This is a genomic window from Roseisalinus antarcticus (assembly GCF_900172355.1).
Classification (GTDB): Bacteria; Pseudomonadota; Alphaproteobacteria; order Rhodobacterales; family Rhodobacteraceae; genus Oceanicola; species Oceanicola antarcticus_A.
Window position 1 is genome coordinate 40,550 of the sequence record NZ_FWFZ01000009.1, and the last position, 13,732, is coordinate 54,281.

Sequence of the window (13,732 nt, forward strand, 5' to 3'; positions counted from 1 at the left end):
GTCTCGGCGGGTGCTCCGGCTCTCCCCCTTAGGCTAGGCATCCTTGGCGGGAATTGCAAATCCCCCGCCCGGTTTTGGCCTTTTCCACCCCCCGCCCCCCATGCGACTGTGCCGCCATGAGCATCAAGACCTGCATTTTCGACGCCTATGGCACGCTGTTCGACGTGAACGCGGCCGCCCGCGACGCCGCCCGGGAGCCGGGGCGCGAGGCGCTGGCCGAGGTCTGGCCCGGCCTTGCGCGGGACTGGCGGCTGAAGCAGCTGCAATACACCTGGCTGCGGGCGGTCGCGGGGCGGCACTGCGATTTCTGGCAGGTCACCGAGGACGGGCTGGACTGGGCGATGGAGGCGGCGGGCCTCGACGATGCCGACCTGCGCCGGCGGCTGCTGGATCTTTACCGGACCCTACCGGCCTACCCCGAGGTGCCGGCCATGCTCCGGGGCCTGACGGACCGGGGCGTGGCCTGCGCGATCCTGTCGAACGGCGCCCCCGAGATGCTGGAGGCCGCCGTCGCCTCGGCCGGGATCGGCGACCGGCTGAGCGCGGTGCTGTCCGTGGAGCGCGCGGGCGTGTTCAAGCCCTCGCCCCGGGTCTACGACCTTGTCGGCGAGGAATTCAGCACGCGGGCCGAAGAGGTTCTGTTCGTGTCGTCCAACGGCTGGGACGCGGCGGGGGCTGCGGGCTACGGCTTTCGCACGGTCTGGGTGAACCGGGCGGGCGAGCCCATGGACCGGCTCTATGCGCAGCCCCACCACGTCCTTGCCGACCTGACCGCGATCGGAGAGCTGATCTGATGCCGAGTTTCACCACGTCCGACGGGCTGAACCTCCATTTCGACGACCAGGGCGACGGGGCCCCGGTGCTCTGCCTCGCCGGTCTGACGCGGAACGGCGACGATTTCGCCTACCTGCTGCCGCATCTTGCGGGCCACCGCGTCATCCGGCTGGATTATCGCGGGCGCGGCCTGTCGGACTACGCGACCGACTGGAGCACATACACCATCCCGACCGAGGCGCGGGACGTGATCGAGCTGCTGGATCATCTGGGGCTGGAGCGGGTCTCGATCATCGGCACCTCACGCGGCGGGCTGGTGGCCATGGCATTGGCGAGCATGGCGCCGGAGCGGCTGGACCGGGTGATCTTCAACGACATCGGCCCGGTGATCGACATGGCGGGGCTGGGGCGGATCATGGCCTATGTGGGCACATCCGCGCCCCTGCCCGATCTGGAGGCCGGCGCCCGCCAGCTGGCAGCCGCACATGCCGCCGATTTCCCCGGCGTGCCCCTGGACCGTTGGCGCACAGAGGCTGCCGCCCGCTGGACCGCGGGCCCGGAGGGGCTGACGCTGCGCTACGACGCGCATCTGCGCGACGCGCTGATGGCGGTGGCGGGACAGCCGGCGCCGCCGGACCCCTGGGCCTTTTTCGCGCCGATGACCGGCCTGCCGCTGGGGGTGATCCGGGGCGCGAATTCGGACCTGCTGAGCGCGGAGACCCTGGCCGAGATGCACAAGCGCCATCCGGGGATGCGCTCGGTGACGGTGCCGGATCGAGGCCATGTGCCGTTTCTCGACGAACCCGAGGCGCTGGCCCTGATCCACGACGTGCTGTCGTGAGGCCCGCGGCCTGCCCCCTCTCAGGACCCGACCGCAGATGAACATCGACATGATCCGCACCGCCGCCGGCCGCCTTGACGGACACGCCAGGCGCACGCCGCTTCTTGGCTCGCCCTTCCTCGACCGCCTCGCCGGTCGGCGGGTGCTGATCAAGGCCGAGTGCCTGCAGCACACCGGGTCGTTCAAGTATCGCGGCGCGTTCTCGGCAATCTCCGCGCTGACCGCCGAGGTCCGGGCGAACGGCGTGCTGGCCTATTCCAGCGGCAACCATGCCCAGGGCATCGCGCTGGCCGGACAGCAGCATGGCATCCCGGTCGTCATCGTCATGCCCTCGGACGCGCCGCGCCTGAAGCTGGCCAATACCCGCGCCCTAGGGGCCGAGGTCATCGAATACGACCGCGGCCGCGAGAACCGCGAAGAGATCGGCGGCGCGATCGCCGCCGAGCGCGGGCTGACCCTGATACCGCCCTACGATTCGCCCCAGGTCATCGCCGGCCAGGGCACCGTCGGGCTGGAGATCGCCGAGGACGCCCGGCGCCTCGGGATCGACCGCGCCGACGTGCTGGTCTGCTGCGGCGGCGGCGGGCTGACCTCGGGCGTGGCCCTCGCGCTGCAGGCCGGGGCGACGGGCCTGTGCGCTCGCCCGGTCGAGCCCGTGGGGTTCGACGACACCGCCCGCTCGCTGATCTCGCATCGGATCGAGCGCAACGCGACGACCGCGGGCTCTCTTTGCGACGCGGTGCTGACGCCCGCGCCCGGAGAGCTGACCTTCCCGATCATGGACAGACTCTGCGGCCCGGGCCTGTCGGTCACCGACGACGAGGCGCTTCTGGCCATGGCGCACGCGTTCCAGCGGCTCAAGATCGTGCTCGAGCCCGGCGGCGCGGTGGCCCTCGCCGCCGCCCTGTTCCGGCCGTCCGAAATCGCGGGGGACACGGTGATCGCCGTCGCCTCGGGCGGCAATGTCGATGCGCCTGTCTTTGCCCGCGCGCTGTCGATGTTGGGAGGCGACAGCGCCTGACCGATCCCTCCGCACCCCCAGCCTCCGCACCCCCAGGCCCCGGGAGGCGTGCGGGACGGCCTGACGGACGGGTGGCCGCCGGCCCCCCATCCGGCGCGGGCCCGTCCCATGCCTTTTTCGCGACCGACGGTGCGGGCCGGTCGCCGGATCAGATTGACTCCGGTCGCAAGCTGGGATTTTGTCTGCGGTCAGGGAGGAGGGCCAGAGCTTTCCTGACGGCCCGTCCGGGGTCTCGGAAATCTGGCCTGGCTGGTTCGGGCCTCGTCAAAGGCGACGGCCCGAACCGCTCTATCCGACGCAGCCACTTCACGACGGCGGGAGACGATCTCAGATGACCGATCACATGATCGACCGGGGAGACGTGACGATTCGGGCCCGAACCGACGGGGTCGAGCATGCGCAGGCGCCGACCCTGGTGTTCGCCAATTCGCTCGGGACCGACCTGACGATCTGGGACGGGGTCCTGCGGCACCTGCCCGGCGGGCTGCGGATCGTGCGGTTCGACAATCGCGGGCACGGCCGATCCTCCGTGCCGCCCGCGCCCTATTCGATGGGCGCGCTGATCGGCGACGCCGAGGCCGTCTGCGATGCGCTGGACGTGCGCGACGCGGTTTTCGTGGGCCTTTCCATCGGCGGGCAGATCGCCCAGGGGCTTGCCGTCAAGCGGCTGGACATCATCCGGGCTATGGTCCTGTCGAACACCGCCGCGCGGATCGGCACCAAGGAACTTTGGGACAGCCGGATCGCCGACATCAGGGCCGGCGGGCTGGCCTCGATCGCCGACAGCGTGATGGAGCGGTGGTTTTCCCGCAACTTTCGCGCAAGCGGCGCCGACGCCCCCTGGCGCGAGCTGCTGCTGGCAACGCCCGAAGAGGGCTATATCGGCTGCTGCGCCGCGATCAGCGGCAGCGACTTCTTCACCCCGACCTCGGGGCTGCGCCTGCCGACGCTGGCCATCGCCGGGTCCGAGGATGCCTCTACCCCGCCAGACCTGGTACGCGAGACCGCCGAGCTGATCCCCGGCTCGCGGTTCGAGCTGATGCGCCGGGTCGGCCACCTGCCAGGCATCGAGGCACCCGAAGCCTACGCCGCGCTGCTCGTGTCCTTCCTGCGCGAGACCGGGCATCTGACCGAACCCGACTGACATGGCCGAGATCGTGCTTGTGCACGGCTCCTGTCACGGGGCGTGGTGCTGGGACCTGGTCGCGCCGATCCTGACGGCGGCGGGCCACGACGTCACCGCTGTCGACATGCCCGGGCGCGGCGAGGCCGGTCCGATCGAGACCGCGACCCTCGACAGCTTTGCCCGGGCCATCCTGGACCGGATCGAGGGGCGGGCCATGCTCGTCGGCCATTCGGCGGGCGGCTTCGCGATCACGGCGGCGGCAGAGAAAGCCCCCGAAAAGGTCGCGATGCTGATCCATGTCTGCGCCTTCGTGCCGGTCGCGGGCCAGTCGTTGGCGGACATGCGCCAGCGGATGCCCGACCCGCCCTTGCTGGGCGCCATCGAGGTGGCGCCGGACCGCTCTCGCTATGGTATCAAGCCGGGCCGGGCGGTGGATCTGTTCTACCGGGACGTGCCGCCGAAGCTGGCGCGGGAGGCCGCGGGCAGGCTCTGCCTTGAGGCGACCCGGCCGCAGGAAACGCCGCTGGCCTCGGTGAACCGGGCGGCGGCGCTGCCGCGCCGCTATGTGCTGTGCACCGAGGACCGCACGATCCTGCCGGCCATACAGCAGGAGATGGTCGCAGATTGGCCCGCGGCGCATGTGATCCGCATGCAGAGCGGGCATTCGCCGTTCCTGTCCGATCCGGACGGGCTGGCCGGACATATCCTGGACTTCACCCGGGGCTGACATGGGGGGCTGACATGGCCGCTTCGCTATTCGATTCCGCGATCTACCGCGACCTCGTGACCGACCGCGAGACCGCCGCGCTGTTTTCCGACAGCGCCGAGGTCCGGGCCATGCTGATCGTGCTGGGGGCTCTGGCGCGGGCGCAGGGCGCGGCCGGGGTGATCCCCGAGATCAGCGCGGGCGCGATCCACCGCGCCTCGATGGAGCTTCAGATCGACCCAGGCGGGCTGGCGCGGGCCACGGGGCGCGACGCGGTGGCCGTGCCGGAGCTCGCGCGCCAGTTCCGCGACCTGATGCAGGCGCCCGAGCACGCGCAATGGGTCCATTTCGGCGCCACGAGCCAGGATATCATGGACACCGCGCTGGCGCTGCGGCTGCGGCAGGTGCTGGCGCGGGCGGAGGACCGGCTGGCGGCGCTGATGCTGGCGCTGGCGCGGCAGGCCGAGGCCCATGCAACGCTGCCGATGGCCGGGCGCACCTTCGGCCAGGCTGCGACGCCCACCAGTTTCGGCGCGGTCGCGGCGGGATGGGGCGGCGCATTGCCGGCGCTGGCCGACCGGCTGGACGCCCTGCGGCCGCTTCTGCTGACGACGCAGCTGGCGGGGTCGGCGGGGACCCTGTCGGCAATGGCGCCCGAGACCGCGCAGGCGGTTCGCGCGGGATTTGCCGACGCGCTCGGCCTCGGGCCTGCGCGGCAGGGCGGGCATGCGGTGCGCCAGCCCCTTGCCGCGCTGGCGAGTTGGGCGACCGAGGTAACCGGAAGCCTGGCAAAGATGGGCGCGGATCTGATGCTGATGACCCAGACCGGGATCGCCGAGGTGCGGCTGCCGGCGTCGGGCGGCTCGGCCGCGATGCCGCAGAAGCAGAACCCGGTCATGCCGTCGCTGCTGGGTGCGCTGGCCGCGCAGACGGCCGGTCTGAACGGGGTGATGCAGGCGGCGCTGGTGCATCGCCAGCAGCGGGACGGGGCGGCCTGGATATCGGAATGGCTGAGCCTGCCGCAGATCTGCATGGGGCTGGTACGATCGCTCGATGTCGCGGCGGACTTGGCCCGCGATCTCGCGCCGCTTCCGGTGCGGATGGCCGCCAATATCGACGACGGCACTGGGGGGATCTTTGCCGAGGCCCTGCAGGTTCGCCTGGGCGAGACGATGCCGCCCACCGAGGCGCAGGCGCAGGTCAAGGCGCTTTGTGCGCGGATGCGGGCCGAGGGGCGCGGCCTGCCCGACCTGGCCCGGGAGGCGTTCCCAGAGGCAGATCTCGACGGGCTGTTTTCCCCCGCCGCCCAGCTTGGCCTCGCCCCGGCGGACGCCCGCGCCTTTGCCGCCTCGGCACGCGAGCGGGCCGAGGCGATGACCCGCGTGGCGTAACCTCGCGGAGCGGCTTGCGCCGCGCAGGTTTCTTCGGGGGGCAAAGCCCCCGGCCGGCCTGCGGCGGCCTCCCCCCCCCGGGGGCGCGGCTTTTGCAGTGTTGCGCACCGCGGGCGGGCCCGCGCCTCGTTCCGGACATGCGATGTCGGAAACCGGCCAGACGGGCGCCGCGGAGCCGGCAATCTGGCCGACATGATACGTATCAAAGCCGCCGTCTGCCGCGCCTTCGGAGAGCCCCTGTCGATCGAGGAGGTCACCTTGCGCGACCCGCTTGCCGGCGAGGTGCAGGTCACGCTCGAAGCCGTGGCGATCTGTCATTCCGACATCTCCTTCGCCGATGGCGGCTGGGGCGGGCCGCTGCCGGCGGTCTATGGCCATGAGGCCGCCGGGCGGATCTCGGCGCTGGGCCCGGGCGCCGTGGGGCTGAACGAGGGGGACCGTGTCGTCGTCACGCTTCTGCGGTCCTGCGGGCGCTGCACCCAATGCGCCAGCGGTCGTCACCCGCCCCTGTGCGAGACGCCCAGCGCGGCGACGCTGGGCCCGCTCTCCGGCGAGGATGGCGCACCGGTCTGGCAGGCGATGTCCTGCGGCGCCTTCGCAGAGCGCGTGGTCGTGGACCAGAGCCAGGTCGTCGCGGTGGGCGACGCGGTCTCGCCCGAGGTGGCGGCGCTTCTGGCCTGCGGGGTGATCACCGGCGTGGGCGCGGTGGTGAATTCCGCGGGGCTCAGGGCCGGGCAGGACGCGGTCGTGATCGGCGCGGGCGGGGTCGGGCTGAACGCGATCCAGGGTGCGCGGATCGCCGGAGCCCGCCGGATCGTGGCGGTCGATCTGTCCGCGGCCAAGCTGGAGGTCGCGCGGGAGTTTGGCGCGACGGACGTGGTGCTGGCCTCCGGCCCCGCGCCCTGGGACGAGATGCGCGCCGCCATCGGCCGCGGCGCCGACGCGGTTCTCGTGACCGTGGGCGCGACCCAGGCCTATGACGCGGCCCCGCGCTATCTCGCGCCCGGCGGCAGGGTGGTGACGGTCGGGATGCCCCACGTCGGCGCGTTGTCGCATTTCGAGCCGGTGAACCTCGCGGCCGCGGGCCAGGGCATGGTCGGCTCCAAGATGGGCGACGTGGTGATCCGCCGCGACATTCCCTGGATGGTGGACCTTTACCAACAGGGGCGGCTGAAGCTCGACGAGCTGATCTCGGGCCGCTGGAGCCTGGAGCAGATCAACGAGGCGATGGACGACACCCGGTCGGGCAGCGCCAAGCGCAACGTCATCCTGTTCTAGGCGGCCCCCGGGCGGCGACCGGCCCCGCGCCGCTGGACCGGGCGGCCGGATCGTGATTGGCTCCTGCCACAGGGCAAGGCAGGCAGCGCAGGCGGGGCGGACATGAAACTCAAGGACCTCGAGATCTTCGTCGTCTCCCCCCCGGATCCGGGCTGGGGCGGCCGCTACTGGATCATCCCGAAGGTCACCACCGACACCGGCATCGCGGGCTATGGCGAGTGCTATGCCGCCAGCGTCGGCCCTGCGGCCATGTGTGCGGTGATCGAGGATGTCTTTGCCCGGCACATGGCCGGCGAGCGCCCGGACAACATCGAGCTGATGATGCGCCGGGCCTATTCCTCGGGCTTCACCCAGCGGCCGGACCTGACGGTCATGGGCGCCTTCTCGGGGCTCGAGATCGCGTGCTGGGACATCCTCGGCAAGGCCCTGGACCGCCCCGTTCACGCGCTGATCGGCGGCCGGGTCAATGACCGGATCCGGTGCTACAGCTACCTCTATCCCGCGGCGGGCCAACCCCTGCCCGCATTCTGGACCTCGGCAGAGATGGCCGGCGAGGCGGCGCTTGCCCTGGTCGAGCAGGGCTATACCGCCGTCAAGTTCGACCCGGCCGGGCCCTACACGATCCGCTCGGGGCACATGCCGGCGCTGTCGGACATCTCGCGCGCGATGGCGTTCTGCGAGGCGGTGCGCGACGCGGTGGGGGACCGCCGACATCCTCTTCGGCACCCATGGCCAGTTCTCGGTCGCCGGGGCCGTGCGCATGGGCGCCGCGATCGAGGCCTACGACCCGCTCTGGTACGAAGAGCCGGTGCCCCCCGACGACCCCGCCGCCATGGCGCAGGTCGCGCGGGCCACCCGCATCCCCGTGGCGACCGGAGAGCGCCTGAGCACGGCCGCCGAGTTCGCCGCGGTCCTCCGCGCCGGCGCGGCCAGCATCCTTCAGCCGGCCCTGGGCCGCGCCGGCGGGATCTGGGAGGGGCGCAAGATCGCCGTGCTCGCCCAGGCATTCGGGGCGCAGGTGGCACCGCACCTCTATGCCGGGCCGGTGGAATGGGCCGCGAACCTGCAACTGGCCGCCGCGATCCCGAACCTGCTGATGGCCGAGACCATCGACACCGATTTTCACCGCGATCTGATCGGCGGCACGATCCGTGTCACCGGCGGTCATGTGGAGATCGGCGCGGCCCCCGGCCTCGGGATCGACTTCGACGAGGCGCTGGCCCGGGCCCATCCCTGGACCGGCGAGGGCCTGCACCTGGAGATGCAGGAGGCGCCGATCAGCTACAGCGAGGAAAACGTCTTTGCTGGCGGGGCGCCGCGCGATTGACGGCGCGGGCGGCCGGGGCTATTGCCTTGCGCATGATCCGTCACGCCGCCAGCACAGCCTACTTTACCGGGCCCAGATAGGACCCGGCCGGCAGACGTGACCCAACGAAGCCGCCGCGAGGCGGCTTTTCTGTTTCCGACGGTCCCGCTCGCGGCACGACACAGCGAGTGACCATGACACGGATTGCGATCAGACCCTTCGCCCATGCCGACCTGCCGGAGCTGCACCGCATGGTCTGCGCCCTCGCCGCCCACCACGGCGACACGGCGGACGTCACGCCCGACGAGCTGCTGCACAACGTCACCGGCGCGACCCCTTGGGCGACCTTGCTGATCGCCGATGCCGGCGGCCCGGTGGGCTATGCCGCGCTGTCGCGCCGGATCCACCTGCAATGGGGCCGCCGGGGGATGGAGCTGACCAACCTCTGGATCGACCCGGTCTGGCGCGGCGGCGGCGCGGGCCGGATGCTGATCGACGCCGCCCGGCGCGAGGCGCGGGCGCTGGGCTGCGCCTACATCACCGTGGGCACGACCGAGGCCAATATCGCCGCGCAGAAGACCTACCTTCGCGCAGGGTTCGAGCCGCAGGAGGCCCGCGGCCGGCGCTTTTGCTGCGCCTTGTGAGGGCTGGGCGGCGGCCCCGGCAAGCTTGGCCGGCACGCTCAGCCCGCGCTGAACAGCGGAAAGCTCACTCCCAGCGCCCATGCGAGGCAGAGCCCGAGGCCCAGCCCTGCGGCCAGCGGCCCGCAGCGTGCACCCACCCAGCGGCCCATCAGCCCGTGGACGACGAAGAACAGCAGCAGGACCGGCAGGATAATGACCAGGAACAGCAGCCGCTCGGGGTCGATCGCCGCCGCCGCGGCCAGCGACAGGAACAGCGCCAGCCGCGCCGCGATCCGGCGCCACCAGCGGCCCCGGCCCGCCCCGGTGGCGTAGCTGTCGGCGATCATGAACGGGACCGTCCCGAAGGCCAGCGCCGCGATCACCACGAGCCGTTCGGCGTTGGGCACGAAGCTGGCCGCGTAGCGATCCATCGCAAGGCCGAACACCCCGATCCCCCAGAGCGCGAGCGCCAGCGCCGCCCCCGCCGACAGCGGCGGCCCGCCCAGCCGCCAGACCCGCAGCAACACAAGCTGCAGGCCGCCAAGAAGCACAAGGTGCAGCATCAGGTAATCGGCCACCAGGACCGGCAGGAAGGGAATGTAGATCGTCGTCGCGACAAGCGGCACCAGCGCCGCGGGCAAGAGTACGGCGGCCCAGAACCGCCGCGCCGGGATCTCGGCCGGGCGCACCCGGGCCTTCGGAAGCAGGCCGACCAGCGGATAGGTCAGCGCCACGATCCCGCCCAGCAGCGCCAGGATCCACGGGCCGACCCGCACCGGCGCCACGGCCCCTTCCCGCCCGAAGGCCGCATCGAGCCAGAGCTGCGCCTCGCGCACCGCCGTGGCGCTGTAGAGCACGCCCACATGCTCCACCCCCGGCGCCACGACCGCCCGGCGCAGCACGTCGCCCGCCTGCACCGTCTCGCCCTCTGCCGCGTCAAGCTGGACCAGCCGCGCCGCCGCGAGCGCCGCGTCGCGCAACCGCCCTTCCCATTCGCCGCTGATCGCCAGAAGCCTTTGCGGGGCACTGGCCGTCACCGCCTGCGAGAACATCGAGATCGTCACCACCGCATCGACCGGATGCCCGGCCTCGGCTTCGGCAAGGGCCGCGCGGACGATCACATCGGTCGCCATGGAATGGCCCAACAGGGCCACGCCGCCCGTCTCGCCGACCCGCGCCCGGCCCAGCGTCAGCACCTCGCGGGTCTCTGCTACCAGCCGCGCGGTCGTGCCGTCGACCGAGGTCACGTCGCCCGACATCGGCTCGGGGTTGCGGCCGTGGCCCTCGAAGTCGAAGGCCAGCACGGCATAGCCCGCCTTCGCGAGGGTCAGCGAATAGGCCTGCATCAATTGCCGCGAGCCGGCAAAGCCGTGGGCGACCACCACCAGCGGCCCCTCCACCCCCGGCAGGCGGTAGAGCGTGGCCGGCGTCTCTCCGGCCTGCAGCGCCGTGATCTCGAGCCCGGCGCGGGCCCGTTCCAGCATCGTGACCGAGGCCGCCACAAGGATCGCTGCGACCAGCGCCACAAGGATGCGGCGGCGTGTCATCGGACGCTCCCGCACGGGGGCCGGGCCCTGGGGATCTTGCGGGATCGCTCTGGCAATAGCGCGGAATGCATGGATCTGTCCTGTCGTTGCGGGCGGTGCGCTGCGCGCGGTGCGGGCGGTGCGCTGCATACGGTGCGGGCGGTGCGCTGCACGCGGTGCGCTGCACACCGTTTGGGTGCAACATACATCGCGCCGGGCGCATGGCCACAGCCCGGCGGGATGGCCCTTGCCGCGACGGCGCCGACAGGTAGTCTGCCCCCATGACGTCGAGCCCCTCAACCGCCCCCGCCGAACGCCCTCCCGCTCCCGCCCGGCGCGTCTTTCTGATCGGGGCGACCGGCACAATCGGGCGGGCCACGGCGGCGGCTCTCGTCGCGCGCGGATACGATGTCGTCTGCTTCGTGCGGCCCCGCGCCGGCGTAGGCGGGCGCCTGACGGAGACGGCGAGCCAGGACCTGCTGGCGGGGACCGAGGTGCGCTTCGGCGACGTCACCGACCCGGACTCGCTGGCCCGCGACGGCTTTCGGGGCGAGTGTTTCGACGTGCTGGTCTCCTGCCTCGCGTCGCGCACCGGCGCCCCGAAGGACGCCTGGGCCATCGACCACCGGGCCCATGTCCACGCGCTGACGGCCGCGCGGGCGGCGGGCGTGGGCCACATGGTGCAGCTCTCGGCGATCTGCGTGCAAAAGCCACTCCTGGCCTTCCAGCAGGCCAAGCTCGCCTTCGAGCGGGAGCTCGCAAGCTCCGGCATCACCTATTCCATCGTCCGCGCGACGGCGTTCTTCAAATCCCTCTCCGGCCAGCTGGACAGGGTCCGGGCGGGCAAGCCGTTCCTCGTCTTCGGCGACGGCACCCTGACCGCCTGCAAGCCGATCAGCGACGCCGATCTCGGCGGCTATCTCGCCGGCTGCATCGCGGACGAGGACCGCTGGAACAGGATCTTGCCCATCGGCGGCCCCGGCCCCGCGATCACCCCGCGCGAGCAGGGCGAGGCGCTTTTCCGTCTGCTCGGCCGGCCGCCGAAGTTCCGGCAGGTGCCCGTCGCCCTGCTCGACACGATCCGCGGGGGGCTGGCGCTCGCCGGGCGGGTCAGCCCGCGGCTTGCCGAAAAGAGCGAGCTGGCGCGGATCGGGCGCTATTACGCGACCGAATCCATGCTGGTTCTGGACCCGGCCACCGGGCGCTATGACGCCGGGGCCACGCCCTCCTTCGGGCGGGATACGCTGTTGGACTATTACGCGCGGCTGGTCAGCGGCGAGGTCCGGGCCGAGCGCGGCGACCACGCCGTCTTCTGACGCGCCTCCGCGCGGCCCCGCGCACCCCGGCGCGACGCGGCCCGGCGCACCCTGGCCCGGCGCACCCTGGCCCGGCGCGACGCTGCCCGCCCCTTGCAAAGCCGTCATCGCCCGGCAATGTTCTTCCGAGGAAGGATAGTTGCATGTCAGACAAGTCCCCGCCCGGCCTGCGCCAGAACCCGCACCGCCTGCGCGACCGTGCCGACAAGAACCTGGAGGCCGCCATCGGCCGCTCGGTCCGCCGCCACCGCAAGCAGCAGCGGATGACGGTCCATGACCTGGCGGTTAAGACCGGCCTCTCGGCGGGGATGCTGTCGAAGATCGAGAACGGCGCCACCTCGCCCTCGCTCACCACGTTGCAGACCCTGTCCCATGCGCTCAGCGTACCGCTGGTCTCGCTCTTCGAGGGCTATGCCGAGCCGCGCGGCGCGATGCATGTCCGCGCGGGCGAGGCCGCGGAGGTGGAGCGTTCGGGCACCCGCGCGGGCCACCAGTACAACCTGCTGGGCCATATCGGCTCCAACGGCAGCGGGGTGATCGTGGAGCCTTACCTGATCACCCTGTCGGAGCATTCCGACGTCTTCCCGGCCTTCCAGCATGACGGGATAGAGCTGATCTACATGCTCGAGGGCACAGTCGATTATCGCCACGGCGAAGAGCTCTACCGGCTGCTGCCCGGCGACAGCCTGTTCTTCGACGCCGACGCGCCCCACGGCCCCGAGGCGCTGATCGACCTGCCGATCCGCTACCTGTCGGCAATCTGCTATCCCCAGAACGGCTGAGCCCGGCCATTCTGCCCGGTATTTGGGCAGAATTCGCGAAAGACGGCGACATCGGGCGACAAGGGACTTTATATTCCTGCAAGGCAACTGATATTCATCTAGTGAATTTCTCGACTCGCGCCGCGCCCGGCACCGATCAGCTACGGAGAGCAAGATGTGTGGAATTGTCGGCCTGTTCCTCAAGACCGAGACGCTGCGCCCCCGGCTGGGCGGGCTGCTGACCGACATGCTGATCACGATGACCGACCGGGGCCCCGACAGCGCCGGCATCGCGGTCTACGGCGCTCCGCAGGATCACAAGCTGACCGTGCAATCCGACACGCCGGACACCGTATTCCCGGCGCTGGAGCACTGGCTGCAGGAGCAGGACGCCACCATCACGCTGCGCCGGCTCGACACCCACGCGGTGGTCTCGCTTCCGGCAGAGCGGGCCGGGGCGATCCGCGCCGCCTTGGCCGGGGATTTCCCCGGCCTGCGGGTCATGGGCAGCGGCAAGGCGATGGAGATCTTCAAGGAGGTCGGCCTGCCGCGCGACGTGGCCGACCGCTTCGGCCTGCGCGAGATGGCCGGCAGCCACGGCATCGGCCACACCCGCATGGCCACCGAAAGCGCCGTCACGACCGACGGCGCCCACCCGTTCTCAACCGGGCCGGACCAATGCCTTGTGCACAACGGGTCGCTGTCCAACCACAACGGCTTGCGCCGGACGCTGGCCCGCGAGGGCATCACCGTCTCCAGCCAGAACGACAGCGAGGTCGCGGCCGCCTACCTCACCTGGAAGATGCGCGAGGGCGCCAACCTCGGGCAGGCGCTGGAGGCGGGGCTGTCGGATCTCGACGGGTTCTACACCTTCGTCGTGGGAACCGAGACCGGCTTTGGCGTGCTGCGCGATCCGGTCGCCTGCAAGCCCGCCGTCCTGGCCGAGACCGAGGACTACGTGGCCTTCGGCAGCGAATACCGCGCCCTCGTCGATTTGCCCGGGATCGACACGGCCCGGGTCTGGGAGCCCGAACCCGCCACCGTCTATTTCTGGGAGCGCTGA

Annotated in this window: 12 protein-coding genes and 1 pseudogene; 12 read left to right on the top strand and 1 reads right to left on the bottom strand. The window is 71.5% G+C overall.

Features of this window, described 5'->3' with window-relative positions; genetic code table 11:
• Positions 1-116 precede the first annotated feature (116 nt).
• The 9 genes and pseudogenes from ROA7023_RS10530 to ROA7023_RS10570 all read left to right on the top strand — a co-directional run bounded on the left by ROA7023_RS10530 (position 117) and on the right by ROA7023_RS10570 (position 9,087).
• A complete protein-coding gene (locus ROA7023_RS10530; protein WP_085879005.1) occupies positions 117-794 on the top strand; it encodes a haloacid dehalogenase type II in 678 nt (225 codons plus the stop codon).
• On the top strand, positions 794-1,615 hold the full coding sequence (locus ROA7023_RS10535) for an alpha/beta fold hydrolase (RefSeq protein ID WP_085879006.1): 822 nt from the start codon (positions 794-796) through the stop codon (positions 1,613-1,615). The genes ROA7023_RS10530 and ROA7023_RS10535 overlap by 1 nt, the downstream gene beginning before the upstream one ends.
• A gap of 37 nt (positions 1,616-1,652) precedes the next feature.
• The gene (locus ROA7023_RS10540) at positions 1,653-2,636 is read left to right on the top strand and encodes a threonine ammonia-lyase (RefSeq protein WP_085879007.1); all 984 of its coding nucleotides are present in this window, start codon (positions 1,653-1,655) and stop codon (positions 2,634-2,636) included.
• Between the two features lie 331 nt (positions 2,637-2,967).
• The gene (pcaD, locus tag ROA7023_RS10545) at positions 2,968-3,780 is read left to right on the top strand and encodes a 3-oxoadipate enol-lactonase (protein WP_085879008.1); all 813 of its coding nucleotides are present in this window, start codon (positions 2,968-2,970) and stop codon (positions 3,778-3,780) included.
• Between the two features lies 1 nt (position 3,781).
• On the top strand, positions 3,782-4,489 hold the full coding sequence (locus ROA7023_RS10550; RefSeq protein ID WP_085879009.1) for an alpha/beta fold hydrolase: 708 nt from the start codon (positions 3,782-3,784) through the stop codon (positions 4,487-4,489).
• A 14-nt stretch (positions 4,490-4,503) separates the two neighbouring features.
• Positions 4,504-5,859, top strand: a complete 1,356-nt coding sequence (locus tag ROA7023_RS10555; protein WP_085879010.1) for a lyase family protein — start codon at positions 4,504-4,506, stop codon at positions 5,857-5,859.
• Positions 5,860-6,051: 192 nt separating this feature from the next.
• Entirely contained in the window at positions 6,052-7,137 is a 1,086-nt protein-coding gene (locus ROA7023_RS10560; RefSeq protein ID WP_085879011.1) for a Zn-dependent alcohol dehydrogenase, read from the top strand.
• 102 nt (positions 7,138-7,239) lie between these two features.
• Positions 7,240-8,464: pseudogene (locus tag ROA7023_RS10565) on the top strand (mandelate racemase/muconate lactonizing enzyme family protein).
• A 173-nt stretch (positions 8,465-8,637) separates the two neighbouring features.
• Positions 8,638-9,087 (top strand): GNAT family N-acetyltransferase, encoded by a 450-nt coding sequence (locus tag ROA7023_RS10570; RefSeq protein ID WP_143535516.1) that lies wholly within the window; start codon positions 8,638-8,640, stop codon positions 9,085-9,087.
• A gap of 38 nt (positions 9,088-9,125) precedes the next feature.
• Here the strand turns inward: ROA7023_RS10570 and ROA7023_RS10575 are convergent, their stop codons facing one another.
• Entirely contained in the window at positions 9,126-10,613 is a 1,488-nt protein-coding gene (locus ROA7023_RS10575; RefSeq protein WP_085879013.1) for an alpha/beta hydrolase, read from the bottom strand.
• Between the two features lie 260 nt (positions 10,614-10,873).
• Between ROA7023_RS10575 and ROA7023_RS10580 the strand changes: the two genes are divergently transcribed.
• The 3 genes from ROA7023_RS10580 to ROA7023_RS10590 all read left to right on the top strand — a co-directional run bounded on the left by ROA7023_RS10580 (position 10,874) and on the right by ROA7023_RS10590 (position 13,732).
• Positions 10,874-11,908, top strand: a complete 1,035-nt coding sequence (locus tag ROA7023_RS10580; protein WP_143535517.1) for an NAD(P)H-binding protein — start codon at positions 10,874-10,876, stop codon at positions 11,906-11,908.
• A 143-nt stretch (positions 11,909-12,051) separates the two neighbouring features.
• A complete protein-coding gene (locus tag ROA7023_RS10585; RefSeq protein ID WP_085879014.1) occupies positions 12,052-12,690 on the top strand; it encodes a helix-turn-helix domain-containing protein in 639 nt (212 codons plus the stop codon).
• Positions 12,691-12,844: 154 nt separating this feature from the next.
• Positions 12,845-13,732 carry a class II glutamine amidotransferase gene (locus ROA7023_RS10590; RefSeq protein WP_085879015.1) on the top strand — a complete coding sequence of 296 codons (888 nt, stop codon included), beginning with the start codon at positions 12,845-12,847 and terminating at the stop codon, positions 13,730-13,732.

Excerpts from the sequence above, each read along its gene's own strand:
- ROA7023_RS10530 (WP_085879005.1), top strand. The coding sequence starts at position 117 with ATGAGCATCAAGACCTGCATTTTCGACGCCTATGGCACGCTGTTCGAC.
- ROA7023_RS10535 (WP_085879006.1), top strand. The coding sequence starts at position 794 with ATGCCGAGTTTCACCACGTCCGACGGGCTGAACCTCCATTTCGACGAC.
- ROA7023_RS10540 (WP_085879007.1), top strand. The coding sequence starts at position 1,653 with ATGAACATCGACATGATCCGCACCGCCGCCGGCCGCCTTGACGGACAC.
- pcaD (WP_085879008.1), top strand. The coding sequence starts at position 2,968 with ATGACCGATCACATGATCGACCGGGGAGACGTGACGATTCGGGCCCGA.
- ROA7023_RS10550 (WP_085879009.1), top strand. The coding sequence starts at position 3,782 with ATGGCCGAGATCGTGCTTGTGCACGGCTCCTGTCACGGGGCGTGGTGC.
- ROA7023_RS10555 (WP_085879010.1), top strand. The coding sequence starts at position 4,504 with ATGGCCGCTTCGCTATTCGATTCCGCGATCTACCGCGACCTCGTGACC.
- ROA7023_RS10560 (WP_085879011.1), top strand. The coding sequence starts at position 6,052 with ATGATACGTATCAAAGCCGCCGTCTGCCGCGCCTTCGGAGAGCCCCTG.
- ROA7023_RS10570 (WP_143535516.1), top strand. The coding sequence starts at position 8,638 with ATGACACGGATTGCGATCAGACCCTTCGCCCATGCCGACCTGCCGGAG.
- ROA7023_RS10575 (WP_085879013.1), bottom strand. The coding sequence starts at position 10,613 with ATGACACGCCGCCGCATCCTTGTGGCGCTGGTCGCAGCGATCCTTGTG.
- ROA7023_RS10580 (WP_143535517.1), top strand. The coding sequence starts at position 10,874 with ATGACGTCGAGCCCCTCAACCGCCCCCGCCGAACGCCCTCCCGCTCCC.
- ROA7023_RS10585 (WP_085879014.1), top strand. The coding sequence starts at position 12,052 with ATGTCAGACAAGTCCCCGCCCGGCCTGCGCCAGAACCCGCACCGCCTG.
- ROA7023_RS10590 (WP_085879015.1), top strand. The coding sequence starts at position 12,845 with ATGTGTGGAATTGTCGGCCTGTTCCTCAAGACCGAGACGCTGCGCCCC.